Annotated in this window: 23 protein-coding genes and 1 other annotated feature; of the genes, 1 reads left to right on the forward strand and 22 read right to left on the reverse strand. The window is 39.8% G+C overall.

All coding sequences use genetic code 11. The annotated features are described in order from the left end of the window. Positions 1-8: 8 nt before the first annotated feature. The 15 genes from V514_RS0107340 to ruvA form a co-directional block, all read right to left on the reverse strand. Positions 9-2,201, reverse strand: coding sequence for a RelA/SpoT family protein (locus V514_RS0107340; RefSeq protein WP_029499306.1), 2,193 nt, complete (start codon positions 2,199-2,201; stop codon positions 9-11). Positions 2,202-2,396: 195 nt separating this feature from the next. Beyond that, positions 2,397-2,915: an adenine phosphoribosyltransferase gene (locus V514_RS0107345; RefSeq protein ID WP_029499307.1), complete on the reverse strand. Its 519-nt coding sequence runs from the start codon at positions 2,913-2,915 to the stop codon at positions 2,397-2,399. Then, the gene (recJ, locus tag V514_RS0107350) at positions 2,915-5,029 is read right to left on the reverse strand and encodes a single-stranded-DNA-specific exonuclease RecJ (protein ID WP_235073173.1); all 2,115 of its coding nucleotides are present in this window, start codon (positions 5,027-5,029) and stop codon (positions 2,915-2,917) included. Before recJ ends, V514_RS0107345 begins: the two co-directional genes overlap by 1 nt. Before the next feature lie 114 nt (positions 5,030-5,143). Further along, positions 5,144-5,566: an HNH endonuclease gene (locus tag V514_RS0107355; RefSeq protein ID WP_152528950.1), complete on the reverse strand. Its 423-nt coding sequence runs from the start codon at positions 5,564-5,566 to the stop codon at positions 5,144-5,146. A 130-nt stretch (positions 5,567-5,696) separates the two neighbouring features. Continuing rightward, positions 5,697-5,909: a hypothetical protein gene (locus V514_RS0107360; RefSeq protein WP_029499310.1), complete on the reverse strand. Its 213-nt coding sequence runs from the start codon at positions 5,907-5,909 to the stop codon at positions 5,697-5,699. A gap of 714 nt (positions 5,910-6,623) precedes the next feature. Next, positions 6,624-6,914: a hypothetical protein gene (locus V514_RS0107365; RefSeq protein ID WP_029499311.1), complete on the reverse strand. Its 291-nt coding sequence runs from the start codon at positions 6,912-6,914 to the stop codon at positions 6,624-6,626. A gap of 61 nt (positions 6,915-6,975) precedes the next feature. Next, positions 6,976-7,695, reverse strand: a complete 720-nt coding sequence (locus V514_RS0107370; RefSeq protein ID WP_029499313.1) for a prepilin peptidase — start codon at positions 7,693-7,695, stop codon at positions 6,976-6,978. A 151-nt stretch (positions 7,696-7,846) separates the two neighbouring features. Next, positions 7,847-9,625, reverse strand: coding sequence for a S8 family peptidase (locus V514_RS19685; RefSeq protein WP_029499314.1), 1,779 nt, complete (start codon positions 9,623-9,625; stop codon positions 7,847-7,849). Positions 9,626-9,801: 176 nt separating this feature from the next. Next, a complete protein-coding gene (gene secDF / locus V514_RS0107380) occupies positions 9,802-12,078 on the reverse strand; it encodes a protein translocase subunit SecDF (protein WP_029499315.1) in 2,277 nt (758 codons plus the stop codon). A 167-nt stretch (positions 12,079-12,245) separates the two neighbouring features. Next, complete coding sequence (locus V514_RS0107385) at positions 12,246-12,479, reverse strand: post-transcriptional regulator (protein ID WP_029499316.1); 234 nt, start codon at positions 12,477-12,479, stop codon at positions 12,246-12,248. Between the two features lie 141 nt (positions 12,480-12,620). Next, on the reverse strand, positions 12,621-12,902 hold the full coding sequence (gene yajC / locus V514_RS0107390; RefSeq protein WP_029499317.1) for a preprotein translocase subunit YajC: 282 nt from the start codon (positions 12,900-12,902) through the stop codon (positions 12,621-12,623). 44 nt (positions 12,903-12,946) lie between these two features. Further along, positions 12,947-14,092, reverse strand: coding sequence for a tRNA guanosine(34) transglycosylase Tgt (tgt, locus tag V514_RS0107395; RefSeq protein WP_029499318.1), 1,146 nt, complete (start codon positions 14,090-14,092; stop codon positions 12,947-12,949). A 3-nt stretch (positions 14,093-14,095) separates the two neighbouring features. Then, positions 14,096-15,142, reverse strand: a complete 1,047-nt coding sequence (gene queA, locus V514_RS0107400; protein WP_029499319.1) for a tRNA preQ1(34) S-adenosylmethionine ribosyltransferase-isomerase QueA — start codon at positions 15,140-15,142, stop codon at positions 14,096-14,098. Positions 15,143-15,162: 20 nt separating this feature from the next. Continuing rightward, on the reverse strand, positions 15,163-16,167 hold the full coding sequence (gene ruvB / locus V514_RS0107405) for a Holliday junction branch migration DNA helicase RuvB (protein WP_029499320.1): 1,005 nt from the start codon (positions 16,165-16,167) through the stop codon (positions 15,163-15,165). A gap of 15 nt (positions 16,168-16,182) precedes the next feature. Then, positions 16,183-16,803, reverse strand: a complete 621-nt coding sequence (gene ruvA, locus V514_RS0107410) for a Holliday junction branch migration protein RuvA (RefSeq protein WP_029499321.1) — start codon at positions 16,801-16,803, stop codon at positions 16,183-16,185. A gap of 148 nt (positions 16,804-16,951) precedes the next feature. Here ruvA and V514_RS0107415 point away from each other — a divergent pair, with 148 nt between their 5' ends. Next, entirely contained in the window at positions 16,952-17,482 is a 531-nt protein-coding gene (locus tag V514_RS0107415; protein ID WP_029499323.1) for a transcription repressor NadR, read from the forward strand. A gap of 42 nt (positions 17,483-17,524) precedes the next feature. Here V514_RS0107415 and pheA read toward each other — a convergent pair whose 3' ends face one another. The 7 genes from pheA to rplU form a co-directional block, all read right to left on the reverse strand. Continuing rightward, on the reverse strand, positions 17,525-18,388 hold the full coding sequence (gene pheA / locus V514_RS0107420) for a prephenate dehydratase (protein ID WP_029499324.1): 864 nt from the start codon (positions 18,386-18,388) through the stop codon (positions 17,525-17,527). 16 nt (positions 18,389-18,404) lie between these two features. Beyond that, positions 18,405-18,860: an ACT domain-containing protein gene (locus V514_RS0107425; RefSeq protein WP_029499325.1), complete on the reverse strand. Its 456-nt coding sequence runs from the start codon at positions 18,858-18,860 to the stop codon at positions 18,405-18,407. A gap of 18 nt (positions 18,861-18,878) precedes the next feature. Further along, the gene (gene obgE, locus V514_RS0107430; protein WP_029499326.1) at positions 18,879-20,168 is read right to left on the reverse strand and encodes a GTPase ObgE; all 1,290 of its coding nucleotides are present in this window, start codon (positions 20,166-20,168) and stop codon (positions 18,879-18,881) included. Between the two features lie 2 nt (positions 20,169-20,170). After that, positions 20,171-20,707, reverse strand: a complete 537-nt coding sequence (locus V514_RS0107435; protein ID WP_029499327.1) for a Spo0B domain-containing protein — start codon at positions 20,705-20,707, stop codon at positions 20,171-20,173. A 183-nt stretch (positions 20,708-20,890) separates the two neighbouring features. Further along, positions 20,891-21,187, reverse strand: a complete 297-nt coding sequence (rpmA, locus tag V514_RS0107440) for a 50S ribosomal protein L27 (protein ID WP_029499328.1) — start codon at positions 21,185-21,187, stop codon at positions 20,891-20,893. Between the two features lie 12 nt (positions 21,188-21,199). Beyond that, positions 21,200-21,541, reverse strand: a complete 342-nt coding sequence (locus V514_RS0107445) for a ribosomal-processing cysteine protease Prp (protein WP_029499329.1) — start codon at positions 21,539-21,541, stop codon at positions 21,200-21,202. A gap of 17 nt (positions 21,542-21,558) precedes the next feature. Then, the gene (rplU, locus tag V514_RS0107450) at positions 21,559-21,867 is read right to left on the reverse strand and encodes a 50S ribosomal protein L21 (RefSeq protein WP_029499331.1); all 309 of its coding nucleotides are present in this window, start codon (positions 21,865-21,867) and stop codon (positions 21,559-21,561) included. Between the two features lie 13 nt (positions 21,868-21,880). Next, positions 21,881-21,958 (reverse strand) — a sequence feature (ribosomal protein L21 leader region). Positions 21,959-22,059 lie beyond the last annotated feature (101 nt).

Consider the following 22,059-nt stretch of genomic DNA (forward strand, 5'->3'; position numbering starts at 1 on the left):
TATCTCCCTTAGTTGTTGACACGTTGTACAGAATAAATGTCTGGAATTTGTTTAATACGATCGACTACTTTATATAAATGTTGAATATCACGAATTTGTAATGTTAAATGCACCGTTGCAATTTTATCGCGATCTGCACGACCATTCACAGCACTAATTTGTGTTTTCGTTTCATTAACAACTTGCATAACATCGGTAATTAACGCAGGGCGATCAAAGCCTGTTACTTCAATGTCCACCGCATATAATTTATTGTTATTATCTGCAAATGCCCATTCAACATCGATTAAGCGCTCTTTTTCAGTGGCAGCTTGTACATTCGGACAATCCGCGCGGTGAACAGAAACACCACGTCCTTTTGTAATAAAGCCAACAATCTCATCACCTGGCACCGGACGACAACAGCGCGATAAACGGATCAATAGATTGTCTAATCCTTTTACGACTACACCAGTTTCTGTCGGTTTCGTATCTTCTGGTTTTTCCATTTCTTTCGTGATTTTTTGAAGCGCTTCTTGAGAATCTCGCTCTTTACGGATTTTTTCAGCTAAACGATTGACAACTTGTAACGCCGTCATCCCATTAAAACCTACTGCCGCAATTAAATCATCGGCAGATTGATAATTGAACTTTTCACATGCACGCTTGAAGTTTTCAGCTGTTAATACTTCATCGTGCTTAAACCCTTGCTCGTCAATTTCTTTTTCAATCATTTCGCGCCCTTTATTGACATTATCTTCACGCGCTTGCTTTTTGAAGAATTGTTTAATTTTATGTTTAGCTTGTGAAGATTGCGCTAAACTTAACCAATCGCGACTTGGGCCAAACGATTGTTTCGACGTAATGACTTCAACAATATCTCCCGTATGAAGCGGTGTATCTAGCGGTACCATCTTGCCATTCACTTTTGCACCAATAGTACGATTGCCAATTTCAGAATGAACGCGATAAGCAAAGTCAATTGGTACAGAGCCTGCTGGTAACTCTAGTACATCGCCTTTTGGTGAAAATACGTAGACCATATCTGAGAATAAATCGAATTTCAATGACTCCATAAATTCTTCTGCATCATTTGAAACATTTTGAAATTCTAAAATTTCGCGGAACCATGTTAATTTACTATCAATATCTGATTTTTCAGTCGTTGCATTTTTGCCTTCTTTATAAGCCCAATGTGCCGCAACCCCGTATTCTGCAATGTTGTGCATATCCTTCGTGCGGATTTGGACTTCGAGTGGATCTCCATATGGCCCAATAACCGTCGTATGTAACGATTGGTATAAGTTTTGCTTCGGCATGGCAATATAATCTTTAAAGCGTCCTGGCATTGGTTTCCATAGCGTATGAACAATCCCTAATACCGCATAACAATCTTTAATACTATCAACGAGTACACGAATCGCTAATAAATCATAAATTTCATTAAACTGTTTGTGCTGTGACTCCATTTTCTTATAAATACTATAAATATGCTTTGGGCGACCTGATAAGTCCGCGTGAATTTCTACATCATCAAGCTGACTATGAATTTCGTCCATGACATTTTTCAAATATGCTTCGCGTTCTGTACGTTTGCGTTTCATTAAATTAACAATACGATAATATTGCTGTGGATTTAAATAACGTAATGCCGTATCTTCTAGCTCCCATTTGATTGCTGAAATTCCTAGTCGGTGTGCTAATGGTGCAAAGATTTCAAGCGTTTCTTTTGAAATACGGCGTTGTTTTTCAACAGGAAGATGTTTTAGCGTACGCATATTATGTAAGCGGTCTGCTAACTTAATTAAAATGACGCGAATGTCTTGTGCCATCGCTACGAACATTTTGCGATGATTTTCCGCTTGTTGTTCTTTTTTTGATTTGTATTTAATTTTCCCTAACTTTGTTACACCATCAACAAGCATCGCGACTTCTTCACCAAATTGCGCCACTAAATCATCACGTGTAACTTCTGTATCTTCTACAACATCATGTAAAAAACCAGCAGACACAGTCTCTGGATCCATTTGTAAATCCGCTAAAATGCCGGCCACTTGCACTGGATGCACAATATACGGCTCCCCTGAGCTACGGAATTGTTCTTTGTGTGCATCTCTTGCTAGCTCATATGCGCGTCGTACAAACTCGACGTGTTCCTCATTCATATAAGAAGAAAGTATGTCAAACACTTCTTCTGATGTCATTACTTGATCCTTCGCCATGTTAAGCCCACCCTATTCATAAATTTTCCGATTAGATATAAGTTCCATTTTATAAAACAATGCCTACCTTTGTAAAGCTACTGCCATTGATTTATTCGCAAAATGCCCAATCCAATAAGCTTTTCTTTTTAGAAAAACACAAAAGCCACGCAATGCGCAGCTTTTGTGTTCGATTTGATCGTCACAGTTAGACAATTAGTATGGGTATTGCATTAATGTGAAAATTTCATAGCCTTCGATTTTATCGCGACCATGTAATTCTTCTAATTCAATTAAGAATGCACAGCCGACTACTTCGCCGCCTAATTGTTCGATTAATTGAATGGTTGCAGCAACTGTACCACCAGTAGCAAGTAAATCGTCAACGATTAATACTTTTTGCCCTGGTTTGATTGCATCTTTGTGCATTGTTAGTGTATCTTTACCATATTCTAAGCCGTAATCAGCTGAAATCACTTCACGAGGTAATTTACCAGGTTTACGTACCGGAGCAAATCCGATTTCTAAAGCATATGCTACAGGGCATCCTGTAATAAAACCACGTGCTTCAGGTCCAACGATTAGCTCTGCGCCTACTTTTTTAGCATATTCCACAATTTGGTCCGTTGCATATCGGTATGCTTTACCATCGTCCATAATTGTTGTGATATCTTTGAAAGAAATGCCTTCTTTAGGCCAATCTTGTACAATCGATACGTATTGTTTTAAATCCATTATTGTTCCTCCTCAGAAACTGTTTGATGTACTCGTTCATCAAACCACTGTCTTAAATCTTTATATGGTGCATACAACAGCGTTTGTTCCAACGCCAATTGCTGCGTGCGCTCTTTGTAAATAGCAGCAGATGTCAAATCACGCTTTGGTGGGCTATCTACAATTTTAGCAAGTCCATTCTCTATTGTAACAAACTCAAGCTCAAAAAACACCTGTGTCATGAAAATTAGCATTGCGCGACTCCAGCCTTTATGCTTTGCTAACGTATTCAAATTTTGGTGTAAATGGAATTCTCGACGCTTGCGTAAAAAAGCATAATACCACACAAACTGCTCACGCGTCGGCATTCCATCGAATAAATGAGGGTCTGCAACATAAAAATGCGCATAAATTCTTTCCAATTTTTCAAGCGCTATTACGTGTTCTAACTGTTGAACATTTTGTGGCAAATCAAGTAAAACAATAAATTTCCCATATGCTTCTGCAGTATCTTCTTCATCATAATATTGAATTTCTTGTGGAATAACACTGTCATAATGTGCAATCGTTTCTTTTCGGAATGCTAGAAATGTCGTTTGTGCTGCATCGATTTTAGCAAGCCATTGTGAAATTTTATGTCCACCGCGAATATCAAATAGTTGCCAAGCATCCGTATGCACATCTTGCAGCATAAATTGTGGTTTGCGGCGGCCATTCCATTCATTGATTTGAATGTCACCCGCAAATGAAATCGCGATACCTTGTGTCAATTCATCTGCCAAATACCCCTTATGGAAACCTACTGCATCTAAATAATGATTATTTTTTCCAATTTCCATTTTAATATGGTCTTCATTGGCGCCAATTTTACGCATCGTTTTAATCGATAAATCGCGTAAACCATACAATGGCTTTTCAAATTCCACACCAAATGGCGCTAATTTTTTCAAGTCATCGAGCGCTTCTAAATCGATTTCTTCTACGTCTAATGGAATATCAATGTTTAATACCGGTACTAAGTCTTCTTCACTCAGGCATTGTAGTGCTTGCGTATGTAATCGACTACGCAATTCATCAACATGTTCCTGTTGCAGTGTCATACCAGCCGCCATTGGGTGTCCACCAAACGCTGGCAAAATATCACGATTTTTATCAAGTTCTACATACATATTGAATCCTTCAATACTACGTGCAGAACCTTTCGCGATACCTTGTTCACCGTCTATTGCTAATACGATTGTTGGACGATAATATTTTTCAACAAGGCGCGATGCCACAATCCCAACAACACCTGCATTCCAGCCTTCACCTGCTACTACTAACACACGTGAATCGCCAACTTCAGCAATATTTTCGACCATTTCAACCGCTTCTTCAGTAATCGTTGCAACTAAATCTTGGCGCTCTTTATTACGTTCATTTAAATAATTCGCCATATGGATTGCTTCTGTTGTGTGTTCCATCATCAGGAAATCGACCCCTGGTGCAGCATCGCCTAAGCGACCAAGTGCATTCAGGCGTGGTCCAAAACCAAAACCAATCGTTTGCTCATCAATATCACTTAATTCTGTTCCTGCGACTGTCGCAAGTGCTTGAATTGCTGGACGAGCATGGCGACGCATACGCTCTAATCCTTTGATGACAAAATAGCGATTTTCATCGACAAGTGGTACTAAATCTGCAACCGTTCCAATTGCAACTACATCAAATAATTCTTCTGGCACATGCCCTAATAATGCTTGTGCCACTTTAAATGCGACACCAACACCTGCCAATTCACCAAATGGATAATCCCCCTCTGGATGACGAGGATGAATAATAAAATCTGCATTTGGTAACTCTTTACCAGGTTCATGGTGGTCTGTCACAATAACATCGACACCAAGGGATTTAATAACATCGATTGGGCCATTTCCTGCAATGCCATTATCTACTGTAATTAATAAATTCGCACCCGCTTCGGCAATCTCACGAAATAGCGCTTCATTTGGACCATAACCATGTTCAAAACGATTGGGAATGACATGCTCGACAATCCCACCAAGCGCTTGTAATACCGTTTTCATAACCGTTGAACTTGTAATACCATATAGTGATAGGTAAGCCTTTGAAGTTATCGCTAGCTTTTCCCCCACTTCACACCGTGCGTGAGATTTTCACCTCACACGGCGTTCCATCGAAAACATTCAAAACTTTTGTAATCTACATAACTTAACAGAATTCACTTTTCTTTTATCTAATCGTCCAAATTAGATTATTACTTGTTCTACTTTTAATTGTTTTCTTAGCGTATTTAACTTGTTTAAACTTTTTTTGTTCGTAATTAGATACTTATACTTTGAGATTGTATCTTCATCTTTAGCATGTATTAAGATATGAATGTCTTTATCAACGAGACAGAGGTTTTTGTATTCGTCAGTACCACCTTGCAATCGTGGTACTTTGTGATGACAGTGAAGCGTCATCGGGTTTAGCTCTTGCCCTGTTACATGGCATTTACCTCTTTGTGCACAGTATAATGCAATTCGATTGTCATTGTATTCGACACTTCGTTGTGAAATCGGATGTTCCATTAAGAAACGAAGTACGGCAACATCAATAGTAGAGAGATTTTTATGAATTTCTTCTCTCCCTTCTTTTGTATATGCATTTACTACATTTCGTTTCATCATTTTTTTCCATTAGGCTTTGGTATTTCAACTCATCTAACTGCTTTCGGCTTATAATCTCGGAATTTATTCTTAGCATAGAAGATAAATTGTTCTTCTGTCAGCTTTGCTACATGTTCGATTGTTCGACCATCTACACCTGCTGTTTTGCTGCCAGTATTTTCTTAATATTACGATATGCTAATTTAATGTTTTCGGGCGAACTAATCATACCCATTAAATTTTTAAAGTTACTGCCTTTTGAACTTTGGTCATACAGCATATCAAATGTATCTTGCATACTGTAATATTCCGCATTTCTTAATTTGGACTTCTTAACATGTTTTGCGATTCGTGAATTTGCCACAGACATCAACCCCTTTCTCAAGTGGTGATTCTATTAGTCATACTCGAATCTGTGATTTGTTATGCATTTATAAGTCTTTGAAAGTTCCGACTAGAGCCTATCCCTCCACCGCTTATTATCATGGCTTCATAGGTACTGTGGCTCCACTCTCACGGAAGGTTAATCAGTTTTACTAGGTTGCCCCCTTATTTACCGAAATGCTTCATAAGTAGCTTAATACCTCCACATCCTCCGCTTTCCACGTTCCAATTTCCTTATCCTTAACATATATCCTTAGGTTTCTCCTATAGTCCTGTGCGCTGGAACTTGCCTATAACAAGCTATGGGTTTTCATAACGCCAGATTTTTACTCACCCACACACACGATGGCACTGCCATCCATTGCATTTCTACAATGTCTACGTCTAGACCTGTACATTCAGAGATTCGTCAGTGTTTTTGCAACACATTCTAACCATAGATATTTTATGGACTCCCGGCACATAGGACACACCACCCACCGCTGGATAGCTTTCGTGTAAGTTACTAATCCAACTTACTTACGGTATCTCTCTGCCGACTTCACCGAGCTTCATACTTTAATCATTTAACCTTAATGAAAGCATGTCGGAGTATCAGAGTAGGCGTTTCAGGGCGTTACCCCATCATTCCACCTATCAAGAAATCAGTTCTCCTAGGGAAATTAAGCGACTCCCTAGTGTCTAAGCTTTTCACTTAGAAACGTGTCGCACCCGCATCGTAATCACCGTAAACAACAATATTTTCTTGATGCTCAATTGCATGCTGAATCCGTGCTACAGCACCGTTCATATCATGCAACAAATAAGGATCATGAATAACTTGCTCATCGGTGCGTAAAAAACGTAAGGCACCCTCTGCTGTCGTATACCCTCGTGTTACTAAAATTTTCGCTGCAAGTGCAGATAATCCCGTTCCTTGTGCTACGGCCTCTACTGCTTGCTCATCCGGCGTATGAATACGCCATTTTTTCTCCATAGTTTCCATATTGTCACTTCCTCACTACCTTCTATTATACCGACAAACATTCGTTTGCCTATCTAAAAGCTTAGAGGTAATACCAGTTCAAAAAAATATCTCCATAAAAATAGGTCAGCATACTAGCAAGTGCAATCGATGGGGCAAATGGAATTGCTTGTTTTTGAGGTGTCCTTCTGAGACCAAACCATACTAAGCCAATGAGTGTTGATAAAAATAACGATATAAAAGCTAGCGGTAAGCCAAGTACAGCACCAATAAGCACATATAATTTCACATCACCACCGCCAATACCACCACGTGAGAACCAAGCAAATAATAGTAAAAACGTAAAGCTACCAATACTCCCCACTAGGCGCATCAGCATTAGTTGAGGCTCCGCGAAGCTAAGAAAAATAATACCTATACCGAAAAATAATAAAATATGATTTGGAATGAGTTGATAATAGATGTCGCTTACAGAAATTGTGACAAATAATAACGTGAACCATACACCGAAAAAAAAGACTATTGTAAAGCTATGCATATGATAAAGTACGACAAATGAACAACCTGCTAACAATTCGATTACCGGTGCTAGCGGCGTAATTTGAGCGTTGCAATATCGACAGCGCCCTCGCAATACAATATATGACACAAGCGGAATCAATTCTAATGGCTGCAATATTTCACGACATTTCTCACAATGTGAACGTCCCCGTAAAAATGATTGTTGAATTGGTAAACGATAGCCAATAACGTGACAAAATGACGCCAAGCACGCGCCCAGTAAAAATAATAAGAAATCCATGCGTTCAACTCCTTTTTGATAGTGTACGTGTCAGCAGCGATTTTAGCGAATTCATTTTTGTTCTATAATGTTGAAAAATCAGGCATCGTTAAAATCAGGCATTAAAAAACGTGCATTTGAACAAAAACTCTTCAAATACACGTCGTTATTTTTATTTCACCGTAAATTTAATCGCGAATGGTGTTGTAATCGCTTTACCTGTTTTCGTTTTTAATGTGGTAGGATCAATCATAATCACGTAATCACCCTTCGCCAAGGTTTTTGTTGTTGTGAGGCGAATCGCATTACCACTTGCCGCTTTTGTTAATTTAAAGCCCGATACAACTTGCCCAGCACGATAAACTACGACGCGGTTTGCACTTAGTGTTGATGCCTTAATCGGTGTCGTGAAGCGGATTTGTGTTGTTTTAGCACCTGCCATATTTTTTAAATTGGTTGCTTTTATTTTTGTTGACGTCGTTGATGCTGACGTCACGACTGTTTTCAATTTTTTATTGTATGCTCTTACTAATTTTTTCTCCGGGGCAGCTAAATCATTATAAAGTGAGTACAACGGTGTAAATTTCGTACGCAAGCCAATTTTTCGACCTTCTTGAATTGCTGAAAGCCATGTCGTAAGTTGATATTGATTGTTGCTTATAAACTTTTGTGCATCGCTTTGTGTTTCTATTTCTTTATCATCACTATCGATCGGTAGACTTGAACCATCGGAGTCTCCCGGCAATGCTGGTGTTTCCTTGTCACTATCCTTTGGTAATGTTTCATGTGCAGCTAAGACAGCTAATGATGGCAAACCATCACCATATAACGGGTCGCGGCCTGCTACGCCCAAATCTTCACTATATTTTTTTAATAATGCCTGTAGTTGCATTGGTGTCGCTGTTGGATATTTCTCTTTTAATAGCGCAAGCATAGCGGTAATATGCGGCGCTGCAAATGATGTCCCTGAATCCACTTTTACGCCGCCATTTTTAGAACGGAGATGAATATCTTCTCCTGGCGCTACAAAGTCAACTGTGCTTCCTACATTTGAAAACGATGCGCGGTCTTTTTGTTGGTCTACTGCCCCAACGCCAATGACACCGCTATAAGCTGCTGGATAATCAACAGGTGCTAATGTTGAAAATGTGCTCTCATTTCCTGTAGCCGCAACAACTGTAATGTCTGCTGCTTTCGCCGCTTTAATCGCTCGTTCTAAAATAGCATCGGGTTCTTCAGAGCCTAGAGACATATTTAAAATATCGACATTATTTTCAATACTCCACTCGATCGCTGATAAAATCGTCGTCATCGCGGCACTATCTCCTTCAAATACTTTGAGACTGTAAACATCTGCATTCGGGGCTAAACCAATTAATGTATTAGCACCATCTTTTAACGCATTTGTTGTAATAACACCTGCTACGCCTGTCCCATGACCTTCCGTATCGTAAACGCTACTTTCATCAATTGATGTTTTTGAATTATCCTTTACAAAAGTTAAACGCGTAACATGCTCCATTCCTCGTACGTCTGCAACACCCGTATCAATAACTCCTACTTTGATGCCCGTTCCTGTTAGCCCTTGTGTCCATGGACGTTGAATACCCGTCATCATCGTACTCCAAGAAAGATTTGTTAACGAATTTAATTCGCTTGATGTATGGCGTGTTGATGGTTCATATGTCGCTACATCTTTTTCAACTACTTGAATATTTTGATTATTTTTTAAGTTATGTAATGCTTCATCGCTAAATGTACCTTCAATTGTTTTAAATGATTCAAATTCTTTTACAATCGTTGTTGCATTGTCTTTGATTGCTTGCTTTCCAGCGTCATTATTATAAATAACAAAAACATCATCATGCTCCGCTGCCTCGACAAAATGTGGTGCAGCTACTGTTAACCAAGCAGTAGCGCCCACTGTTAAACCCCACTTTTTCCAATTCATCACTTACTCGCTCCTACTCATGTTTAAATTTGCTGAAAACGACCACATATTACACATTAATTGTCAATATTGTATCATATGCTTCTTGTGTTTACGTTACTTTCCTATATCATTTCAATGACATTTCACCGAAAAAAAGCACGCTAGCTGCTGCTAGCGTGCTTCATTAGTTGAGGTTATACGACTGGTTCGTCTGATCCCCATTTACTTTCTTTTTTACCTACATTCATCTTGCCGCCTTGCTTTTTCATTTGGCGTACTTTAAGCACGTACCAAATTTGCGCGGCAATATAAATTGATGAATAAACACCGGTAATCAAACCGATTAACAGCGCCAATGAGAACGTTTGAATCGATGTCGCACCAAAGATCATTAATGAAATAACAACGACCAATACAGTTACAACTGTATTTACTGAACGCGTTAATGTTTGGCGCAATGATTTATTCACGATATGTGCTAAATCCTCTGCGCTTTTAATGACGCCAACGCGGTGAAGATTTTCACGAATACGGTCAAATGTAACAATCGTATCATTAATTGAGTACCCGACAATCGTTAAGACAGCCGCGATAAATGTAATATCCACTTCAATGCGGAATAAACTGAAGATGGCAATCATAAAGAATACATCATGGAGTAACGCGACAACTGTACCGACACCCATACGCCATTCAAAACGAACTGCTACATAAATAATAATTCCGATTGCAGCAATTGATAATGCTTTAATTGCACTCTTCACAAGCTCTGCACCAATCGTTGGCGATACCGTTGAAATAACAACTTCTGTATCATCACCATATTGTGCTTTCATATGGTCTCGGAATTGTTTTACTTCATCTTTTGAGAAGTCTTCGACAAATCGCAGTACAGCTGTTTCAGACTTATCACCAGCAATTGAAATATCTTTTGGTTCTAAGCCTTCTTTTTCAACTACTTTTTGGACTTCATCGGAGTTTAATGTTTGCGTTGTTTGAACTTCAACACGAGAACCCGATGTAAAGTCGATGCCTAAGTTTAATTTGAAAACACCTAGCACAATCATACCTGCTAAAATTAATACCGCAGAAAGGGTAAAGAATTTTTTACGGTTGTGTACAAAATCGAAACGGTCAAAGTGCGTTTTTAAATCTAGTGTATCCACGCCCTCTGATAGTTTGTGTACTTTTTTCTTATTAACGCCGAACCACCCAGGTTTATTGTCTAAATAACCTGATTGAACGAGTAAGCCTAATAAAATACGCGTACCTGCAATCGCTGTTAAGAATGTCACAACGATACTAATAATTAATGTTGTTGCGAAACCTTTTACGCTACTTGTACCAAAATAGAATAATACAGCGGCAGCAAGTAATGTTGTAATATTGGCATCAAAAATGGCTGTGAACGATGATTTAGAACCAGATTTGAATGCCGCCTTGACCGACTTCCCTACGCGCAGTTCTTCTTTAATACGTTCATACATCAAGATGTTCGCATCGACGGCCATACCGATACCTAATACAAGTGCGGCGATACCCGGCAATGTCATAACAGCGTTAATCATACCGAAAATCCACAAGACGATGTATGTGAATACAGCTAATGTAATAACCGCAATTAAACCTGGTAAACGATAAACAACTAACATAAATACGAAGATTGCTGCCACACCGATGATGCTCGCAAATACTGTGGCTTTTAATGCGTCATCACCAAACTGTGCACCAACAGAAGTTGAATACATTTCAACTAACTTAGCAGGTAGTGCACCAGCATTTAAAATGCCAGCTAAATCTTTTGTTTCTTGTACAGTGAAGTTACCAGTAATTTGAACACTTGTTGTATTCAATGTTTGCGTAACACTTGCAGCTGAAGCATATGCTGGTTCTGCTTTTTGTGCTTCTTCTACGTATGAATTACCTTTTTGATAATCTAACCAAATAACTAACAAGTTTTGGCCATCAGGACGTTTTGAAATATCAGATGTAATATCCGCAAATTTCTGTGCATCCTTTAACGTTAACGTAACCATTGGCGCACCGTTTTCATCAAACGCTGCTTTTGCTCCACCTTGTTTTAAATCATTACCATTTAGTAATAATTTATTGTTAACATCGCGGAACGTTAAGTTTGCTTGGTTTGATAACACTTCACGCGCTTGGTCTTGGTTTTTAACCCCCGCAAGCTGTACGCGAATACGGTCCTTTCCTTCAATTTGAATGCTCGGCTCAGATACACCTAGCACGTTGACACGTCTAGAAATTGCATCTGCTGTTGCCTTTACATCCTCTTCCGTTACTTTACCGTCAGCTTTTAACGGTTTTACTTCATACAGAACCTCAAAGCCACCTTGTAGGTCAAGACCTAGGTTGATGTCTTTTAAGACTCCGTTAATCGTCGTGCCCATTGTTGCGAATAAAGCAATCACAATCAATAAAAAGGCCGCGATTCGGCTTCTTAATTTCATTCAAAAATCCTCCTCAAACGAATGCCACAATATGTTATAAAAATAATAACACGAAAATATTATTCTTATAAAGCATTAAGAACATATACCTATGCCCTTCTGCCATTTTCTACATAACAGCCTTATTATGAAACAGCTTGACGCCTGTGTCAAATGACGTCAAAAAATTATGACGACTCCGCACTATGCAGCGACCAATAATCTTGCACCGACAATGAAAATAGATCTGCAATTAAGCTGTGTATATGAAGCTGTTCAGGTTGTTCATGCTGCCATAGATGTTTCAAGCAAAATTCCCACAGTTCTTCTGTTGTGATGTGTGTTCCTTGTAATGCAAAATCTTCACATTTCATCGATAGGACAAATGCGACTTGTTGGTACAATTCATTAAATGCGACCATGATGAACAGCCTCCTCTTACTTGAATACTATTGTTATTATACCAAGAAGTTTAAATTCTCGCTCATGTCATATGGGAATATTTCGCTAAAAAAAGAAAAGGATGCCCACTTGGACATCCTTTTTGACTTATAACGTCATCATTATTTTGTTAATGATACGCCGTCGCCTTCTACAACACGTTGAATCGCAGCGCGCTCAAAACGTACTTTTGAACCGTCTTCGACTAATAAAACAACTGTTGAATCATCGATTGCTTCGACCGTACCATGTAAGCCACCAATTGTGACAACTTTGTTACCACGTGATAAGGCGCTTTGCATTTCTTGTTGTTTCTTACGTTGCTTTTGACTCGGACGAATTAACATGAAGTACATTAACGCGATAATCACGATCATTGGTAATAAACCCATAAGTGTATCCATTTCTCAATATTCCCCCTTTCTATCAAGAAGTAATTATACAAGACTTAGAAGTTTTTTGCATTGGGTTTGTTGAAACCATATTTTTCGAAAAACTCTTCGCGGAAATCGCCTAGTCGGTCTTCACGAATTGCTTCACGCACTTGGCGCATTAAATTTTGTAAGAAATGTAAGTTATGTGTTGATGTTAAACGAATACCGAATGTTTCATCCGCTTTAATTAAGTGACGAATATACGCTTTCGAATAGTTTTTACATGTATAGCAATCGCACTCTGGGTCAAGTGGTGTGAAGTCTTTTGCGAATTTCGCATTTTTCACGACAACGCGACCTTGGCTTGTCATACATGTACCATTACGTGCGATACGTGTTGGCAATACGCAGTCAAACATATCGATACCACGAATTGAACCATCGATTAATGAGTCTGGTGAGCCAACGCCCATTAAATAACGTGGTTTGTTTTCTGGCATTAATGGTGTTGTATATTCAAGCATACGGTTCATAATTGGTTTGGGTTCTCCTACAGATAAACCGCCAATCGCATAACCTGGGAAATCCATCGCCACTAAATCGCGTGCTGATTGTTTGCGTAGCTCTTCGAATTCTCCACCTTGAATAATACCAAATAAACCTTGTTCATCTGGACGTGCATGTGCTTTTAGACAGCGTTCAGCCCAGCGTGATGTACGTTCGACAGAGGCTTTCATATATTCAAATGTTGCTGGGAATGGTGGACATTCATCAAAGGCCATCATAATATCTGAGCCTAAGGCATTTTGAATTTCCATTGCTTTCTCAGGGCTTAAGAACATTTTAGAACCATTTAAATGGTTGCGAAAATGAACGCCTTCTTCAGTGATTTTACGCATATCTGATAGCGAGAATACTTGGAAACCGCCTGAATCGGTTAAGATAGCGCCATCCCAGTTCATAAATTTGTGTAAGCCACTCGCTTCTTTAATAAGCTCATGACCGGGGCGTAACCATAAGTGGTATGTGTTTGATAGGATGATGTTTGCACCCATAGCTTTAATTTCTTCTGGCGCCATTGTTTTAACGGTTGCTTGTGTACCTACAGGCATAAAAGCTGGTGTTTCAAATGAGCCATGTGGCGTGTGCACAATCCCTAGACGTGCACCTGTTTGTTTACATTTTTTAATCAGTTCATAACGAATTGGTTGTTCAGACATGTATTAATTTCCTTTCTTTTGTGGGCGAATAAACATTGCATCACCAAAACTGAAGAAACGGTATTTATTTTCTACAGCGACGTTGTATGCGTTTAGGACGTTGTCACGGCCTGCAAGCGCACTAATCATCATCACAAGTGAAGATTTTGGTAAGTGGAAGTTTGTCACCATACCATCAATTGCTTTGTATTCAAAACCTGGGTAAATAAAGATTTTTGACCAGCCAGATTCAGCGACAATGTTGCCATCATTATTTTGAGCGACTGTTTCAAGTGTACGTGTTGATGTTGTACCAACTGTAATCACGCGGCCACCATTCGCTTTTGTATCATTAATAATTTTTGCTGTGCCTTCTGGAAGATTGTAAAACTCGGCATGCATATCATGCTCTTCGATATTATCAACGCTGACCGGACGGAATGTACCAATCCCAACATGAAGTGTCACAAATGCTACGTTAACGCCTTTTGCGCGAATTGCATTTAAAATTTCTTCTGTGAAGTGTAGTCCAGCTGTTGGAGCAGCCGCAGAACCCAACTCTTTAGAGTATACAGTCTGATAGCGCTCTTGGTCATCTAATTTCTCATGAATATATGGAGGAAGTGGCATTGTACCTAATTTTTCTAGAATTTCGATAAAAATGCCTTCGTAATCAAATTTAAATTGACGACCGCCATGTTCTAATTCATTTGTGCATGTCGCTGTTAATAAACCGTCACCGAACGATACAACTGTCCCTTTTTTAATACGCTTTGCAGGTTTTACAAGTGTTTCCCATTCATCATCTTCTGTTTGTTTAATTAACAATACTTCGATGTGCGCACCTGTTTCTTGTTTTTCACCGATTAAACGTGCAGGTAATACACGCGTATCATTTAAAATCAGGCAGTCGCCTTGTTCTAATTCATCGATGATATGTGGAAAGTGGTGATGTTCAACTTCCCCTGTTGCTTTATCTAACACCATTAAACGGCTTGCTGCACGGTTTTCTAATGGGACTTGTGCAATAAGTTCCTCTGGTAAGTGGTAATCAAAATCTTCTAATTTCATGATTGTGTTCCTTCTTTTCTTTAAGTTTCAGATGGATAGTTATAACCAAAATGCTCATATGCCGGCGCTGTTGCCATACGTCCGCGTGGGGTACGTTGAATAAAACCAATCTGCATCAAATAAGGTTCATAAACGTCTTCAATCGTCATCGATTCTTCACCGATGCTGGCCGCAATCGTATCGAGCCCAACAGGACCACCGCGAAAGCGCTCAATCATCGTTTCGATTAATTTACGGTCGATATGATCAAGTCCTAACGGATCGACTTGCAATAACTCGAGTGCCGTTTTCGATAACGCTATCGTAATCGCACCATCACCAATGACTTGCGCATAGTCACGCACACGTTTTAACAAGCGATTTGCAATACGTGGTGTGCCGCGAGAGCGTCGCGCTAACTCAATCGAGGCTTGGTCATCAATTGAGACATCAAACAGCGTCGAACTACGTTTTACAATTTCAGCTAATGCTTCCTCATCATAATAGTCCAACCGTAATAATACACCAAAACGATCTCGAAGTGGAGCAGATAATGCGCCTGAACGCGTTGTTGCGCCAACTAATGTAAATGGTGGTAAATCTAAGCGTACTGAGCGCGCAGTTGGACCTTTCCCAACGACGATATCTAAACAATAATCTTCCATCGCTGGGTAAAGTACTTCCTCAATTGCACGTGGCAGGCGGTGAATTTCATCGATAAATAACACATCGCCCGGTTCAAGGTCGCTTAAAATCGCTGCCAAGTCACCCGGTCGCTCGATTGCGGGCCCGCTTGTCATGCGAATATTAACGCCCATTTCATTTGCAATAACGGCTGCTAGCGTCGTTTTCCCAAGTCCAGGTGGGCCGTATAATAGTACATGGTCCAATGACTCTTCACGCATTTTTGCTGCTTCAATAAAAATTTTTAAATTCTTTTTTACCTTTTGTTGTCCGATATACTGCTGTAAATTTTGTGGACGTAACGATAATTCAAATGATTCATCAAAATTGGTAGCGTTTCCTGTTACAACGCGATCATCCATCGAACGTCACCCTTTCTATTGTTGCTTTAATAATAATTTAAGCGCCTGTTTCATATACGCTTCAGTCGTTGTTAAGTTGTCGTCATCGGCTAAAACTTTCGTTACTTTTTCAAGTTCACGCTCTGAATAGCCGAGCGCAGCTAATGCTAGCATCGCTTCATCTAACGCGTGTTGATATGGATTAACGCCGAATAACGGCAATTCATCATCCGTACTTTTCAGGTCGATATTTTCTAAGAATTGGTCGAGCTTGCCTTTTAAATCTAAAATCATTTGGCGCGCTGTTTTTTTCCCAACACCGGGAAATTTCACAAGGAATTTTTCGTCTTCTTGTTCAATCGCCGTCACAACAGCATTTGGCGTGCCACTTCCAACAATCGCAAGCGCACCCTTTGGCCCAATACCCGATACTTGAATCAGTTTCCGGAATAACTCGCGCTGTTCAAGCGACGTAAAGCCAAATAATACGTGCGCATCTTCGCGTACTTGTAAATGCGTAAAAACTTGCACCGTGTCATCACTTTGTTCAAAAGCGTATGGATTTGGCGTATTCAATTGATAGCCAATGCCACGTTGCTCAATGACAATATATTCTGGCGTAATGCGTGTCACAATCCCTTTTATGTAATCATACATTCATTTTTGCTCCTTTAAATAAAATGTCCAAACACATATTCTCATTTTATCATAAATGACACGCATTATCAGTTTTAATGCGAATCCATAATATTTAATGGTACACTAAGTATGCGCATTATGCGAAACGTATTTAGAGGTGATGATTATGAAAAAATTATTAGGTGAAGAACGTCGCGCCTTTCTAATCGACTTATTAAAAAACGAACGAGCGGCAATTACCGGAACCGATTTAGCCAAGCGTTCGAATGTCTCACGCCAAGTCATTGTAAATGATATGGCGCTACTCAAAGCACGCAACGAACCGATTATCGCAACGAGCCAAGGGTATTTGTATTTCGTCCAACTACAAGAAGAAGTTTTCGAGCGCCAAATTGCTAGTCAACACCGCGCCGATCAAACAGAAGAAGAATTGATTTTGCTTGTTGATGCAGGCGTTACCGTAAAAGACGTTACGATTGTCCATCCGGTATATGGCGATTTAACCGCGTCGATTATGGTATCAAGCCGCTTTGACGTCACACAATTTTTACAGCGCATGACCGAAACTGCTGCATTACCTTTACTTGAATTGACAGAAGGTGCTCACTTGCACACCTTATCAGCCGATTCCGAAGCAAAATTAGATGCGGCAGAACAACAGCTTCGCAAGCATGGTTTTCTCGTTGAAGATGAATAAAAAAGAGTTCGCTCTCGCAACTGCGAAAAGCGAACTCTTTTTTTATTCAAACATATAGTAGCTACCAAGTGATTTGACCGAGCAACCAAGAGCGCGTAACTCTTCCATCGCTCCTTGCATCATCGGTACGCGCTCATCTTCTAAAATATCGACGATGAAAAAATATTCCCCAAGCTTCGTTTTTAGTGGGCGCGATTCGATTTTACTCAAGTTTAGGCGTCTCCAAGAGAACACCGACAGTAGTTGATGCAATGCCCCTGGATTATCATTTGGTAATTTCACCATTAATGTTGTTTTAATTTGTTCCTCATGTGTAACTGGTTCGATGCGAATGTTACTTTTCGATAGCACGAAAAAGCGCGTATGGTTGAAATGAAAATCATGGATATTCGATTCCACAATAGCCAAGCCATATTGAGCAGCAGCCGCTTCATTTGCGATGGCCGCAATACATTCTTCCGGGCGCTCTGACACGTATTTCGCAGCAGCCGCTGTAGAAGATTGTGCTTCTTGTGGCACTGTACGGAAACGATAATATAAATATTTATGACACTGTGCAAGTGCATGCGAATGTGAATAAATACGTTCGATGTTTTCCCAGTTGTCTAGCTGTGCTTTATTGACCATTAAATGCTGTGCAATTGGAATCGCCATCTCAGCAGCTACAAATAAATTAGCTTCATGATATAAATAGTCGATTGTCAGCGGTACAATGCCTTCTAGCGCATTTTCAATCGGCACAACAGCTAAATCTACCTGTCCTTCCGAAACAGCCTCAATACACTCTGGAATTGTCTTTACTGGAATCAACCAATCATTTTCAAATAAACGCTTTGTTGCTAAATGCGTAAATGTACCTTCTGGACCTAAATAGGCCACACGATTTTCCCATTCTTTTTCTGCCACGAAAAATTCCTCCTTGTTATAACGCCCCTGAACTAATAACCTCAGCTGACTCTACAAAATCTAATTTTTTCAAGTTTTGTAGTAAATCATCTAATTCTACGTCCATTGCCGTTACATCAAGAGATAATGTGACATTCGCTCTTCCTTGAATTGGAATCGTTTGGTGAATCGTTAGCACGTTACAATGCGTCTCCGTCACTGTGGAGAGTAAACGCGCTAATGTACCTTTACGATCCTCTAGTTGTAAGAAAACCGTTAAAATGCGTTCTTGCACAATAGAGTGGAAGGGAAAAACAGCATCTCGATACTTATAAAAAGCACTACGAGATAAATCGACTTCTTTTACGGCATCCCAAATAGAAGATACCATTCCTGTCTGAAGCAAATGTTTTGCTTGTAAAGTTTTTTGCATGGCGTCTGTCAATACATCTTCACGGACTAAATAGTAACGTTGATCCGCTACATTTTTCATGTCTTTCCCCCCTTATCACTAATCGACAAATTCGAATTCAAATTTCAGGATTCGTACTGTATCACCGTTTTCAATGCCATTGTCGCGAAGTGCATCATCAACACCCATACCGCGCATTTGACGTGCGAAACGACGTACAGATTCTTCACGGCTAAAGTCTGTCATTTTAAATAGACGTTCGATTGTATCGCCACTTAAGACGAAAGCACCGTCTTCATCGCGAGATACGACAAAGTCTTCACCTTTCGCTTCGTGTTTGTACAGAACCGTTGCATCTGTTTCTTCTTCTTCAACATCATGAAGTAAGAACTCAGGTGTTACGTCTAGTAATGCATCAATTTCGTAAAGAAGCTCTTGTAAACCTTGACGAGAAACCGCTGAGATTGCGAACACTTTAACATCTTCGCCAACTTTTTTACGGAATTCCGCTAAGTTTTCTTCGGCATTTGGCATATCCATTTTGTTCGCTACAATCAGCTGAGGACGCTCAGTTAAGCGTAAATTATATTCTTCTAATTCTTTATTGATTGTTAAGTAGTCTTCATATGGGTCGCGACCTTCCATACCACTCATGTCAATAACATGGACGATTACACGCGTACGTTCGATATGGCGTAGGAATTGGTGACCTAAACCGACCCCTTGTGCTGCACCTTCAATTAAACCTGGTAAATCGGCCATTGCGAATGATTTACCTTCGCCAACTTGTACCATACCTAAGTTTGGTACAATCGTTGTGAAGTGGTAAGCACCAATCTTCGGTTTTGCAGATGATACAACCGATAATAATGTTGATTTACCAACGCTTGGGAAACCAACTAAACCAACATCTGCTAAAACTTTTAACTCTAATATAACATTAAGTTCTTGTCCTGGCTCGCCTTTTTCAGATAATTCTGGCGCTGGGTTTGCAGGTGTCGCGAAACGAGAGTTCCCGCGTCCACCGCGTCCACCACGAGCAATAACAGCTTCTTGGCCATTTTCTACTAAATCGGCAATAACGCGTCCCGTTTCTTCATCCGTTACAACGGTGCCTGGTGGTACAGGAACAACATACGGTTTTGCTCCGCGACCATGCGCGTTTTTACTCATACCATTTTCACCGCTTTGTGCTTTAAAATGGCGTTTAAAACGGAAATCCATTAATGTACGTAAGCCTTCATCTACTTTAAAGACTAGGTCGCCACCTTTACCACCGTCGCCACCAGCTGGGCCACCGTTGGGTATAAATTTTTCACGGCGGAATGCTACCATACCATCCCCGCCGTCACCACCTTTTACATAAACTTTTACGTGGTCAACAAACATTGTTAAAGTCCCTCCTTATGGGCATAAATACTATAATACCAACGTTCTTCACAAAAAGAGGGTTCCTCTAATTGCAATTCGGTATTGGTCAAATCAAACGCAATCGTTTGTGCTGACGTTTTTCCTATAAAATCAAATGAAATCTCGAACTCTTTTTCATTTGCAAAAACATTTAATGAAAGTCGTTGTTCTACTAAAGGATCGAGTCCATCATAAATTGCTTGTACAGATCGTTCTAAACAATCACGCAAAGGCTCGTCCCATGACTCTCGCGCCGTCCCTTCTATATTACAATCAACCAAAATTTCTAATGATTGAAAGCGCCAAGGAGCCGTGTGGAGCCATTCAATTGTTTTTTGAATACCTAATCTATTTATATCAAAAAAAGTTTGAGACGCTTCTACGATATCATTCATCGCAGTCTGAGCGGCCTCAACCCGTTCTAAATCAAGGTTCATTTTCACAAGTTGCAGCTGATTCATAAAATCATGATGAACAAAGCGCAACACCTCATTTATCGTTAATGGCCGTTCTGTCACAAGTACACGCTCCTTCGATGAGATGTTCATGTTTTTAGTATACCAATTTTCTATCAAAAATGCGTTATGAAATGTGTTGAAAAGACATGTTTCAACAAAAAAAGGACGACCCTGCATGATGCGAGCCGTTCCCTTACCACAAAAAAAGGACTGCAACACGTGCAGTCCTTTTTTGCTCTTAAATTAAGCTTCTTGAGCTACAGGGTATACGCTAACTTTTTTCTTGTCGCGGCCTAAACGTTCGAATTTAACAACGCCGTCCACTTTTGCGAATAAAGTATCGTCACCACCGCGGCCTACGTTTTCACCTGGGTAAATTTTAGTACCGCGTTGACGGTATAAAATAGAACCAGCAGATGTGAATTGACCATCAGCACGTTTAGCGCCTAAGCGTTTTGACTGAGAGTCACGACCGTTTTTAGTAGAACCTACACCTTTTTTAGATGCGAAGAATTGTAAATCTAAAGATACTAGTAACATATGTTCCACCTCCTAGATCATTTTATATTTTAATTCGATAAAATCTCCATAACTAGCAACCATCGTATAAACTTGGGTTACCATTGTTTGAAGAATAATTTGCAGTTTTGCATCGTTTTCAGTGTCCAAATCAGCAGCGTCAATAACGACTGATAAATAGCCGCCATCTTCACCTTGTTCAATGCCAGGTGTGATTTGTAGTAATTGTCCGATTGCATTGACTGTACCAAAGGCAATAGCCGATGCACCTGCACAAACTAAATCACGACCAGGATCGCCAGAGTAGGCATGACCTGAAAATTCAAAGCCATATGATTTGCGTTCTTCAGTAGAATGAATTTCAACAGTAATCATATTTGTCACCTCACATATTAAGCGTTGATAGCTTCAACTACTAATTTTGTGTATGGTTGACGGTGACCTTGTTTACGACGGTAGTTCTTTTTAGCTTTAAGTTTGAAAACTGTCACTTTCTTTTGACGACCTTGTTTTTCAATTTTAGCTGTAACTGTTGCGCCTTCTACGAATGGAGCGCCAACTTTAACAGCGTCACCACCAACGAAAAGAACTTTGTCGAAAGTTACTACTTCACCAGCTTCTGCGTTGATTTTCTCAACGTAGATTTCTTGGCCAGCTTCTACTTTGATTTGTTTACCACCAGTTTCGATAATTGCGTACATAACTGCACCTCCTCATTAAACTCAGACTCGCCTTCAAGCAGTGTTTCTTAACGAAAACTTTAAAACTGTTTCAGTGCGGTTGTAGCACGGGTGCTACATAACGTTACAAATCATACCATACCACTATAAGCGCGTCAAGAATAATAATAAAATAACTTTTATCGCATACTATTCACACAATTCACTACAAAA

The organism is Kurthia huakuii LAM0618 (assembly GCF_000505545.1).
GTDB lineage: Bacteria > Bacillota > Bacilli > Bacillales_A > Planococcaceae > Kurthia > Kurthia huakuii.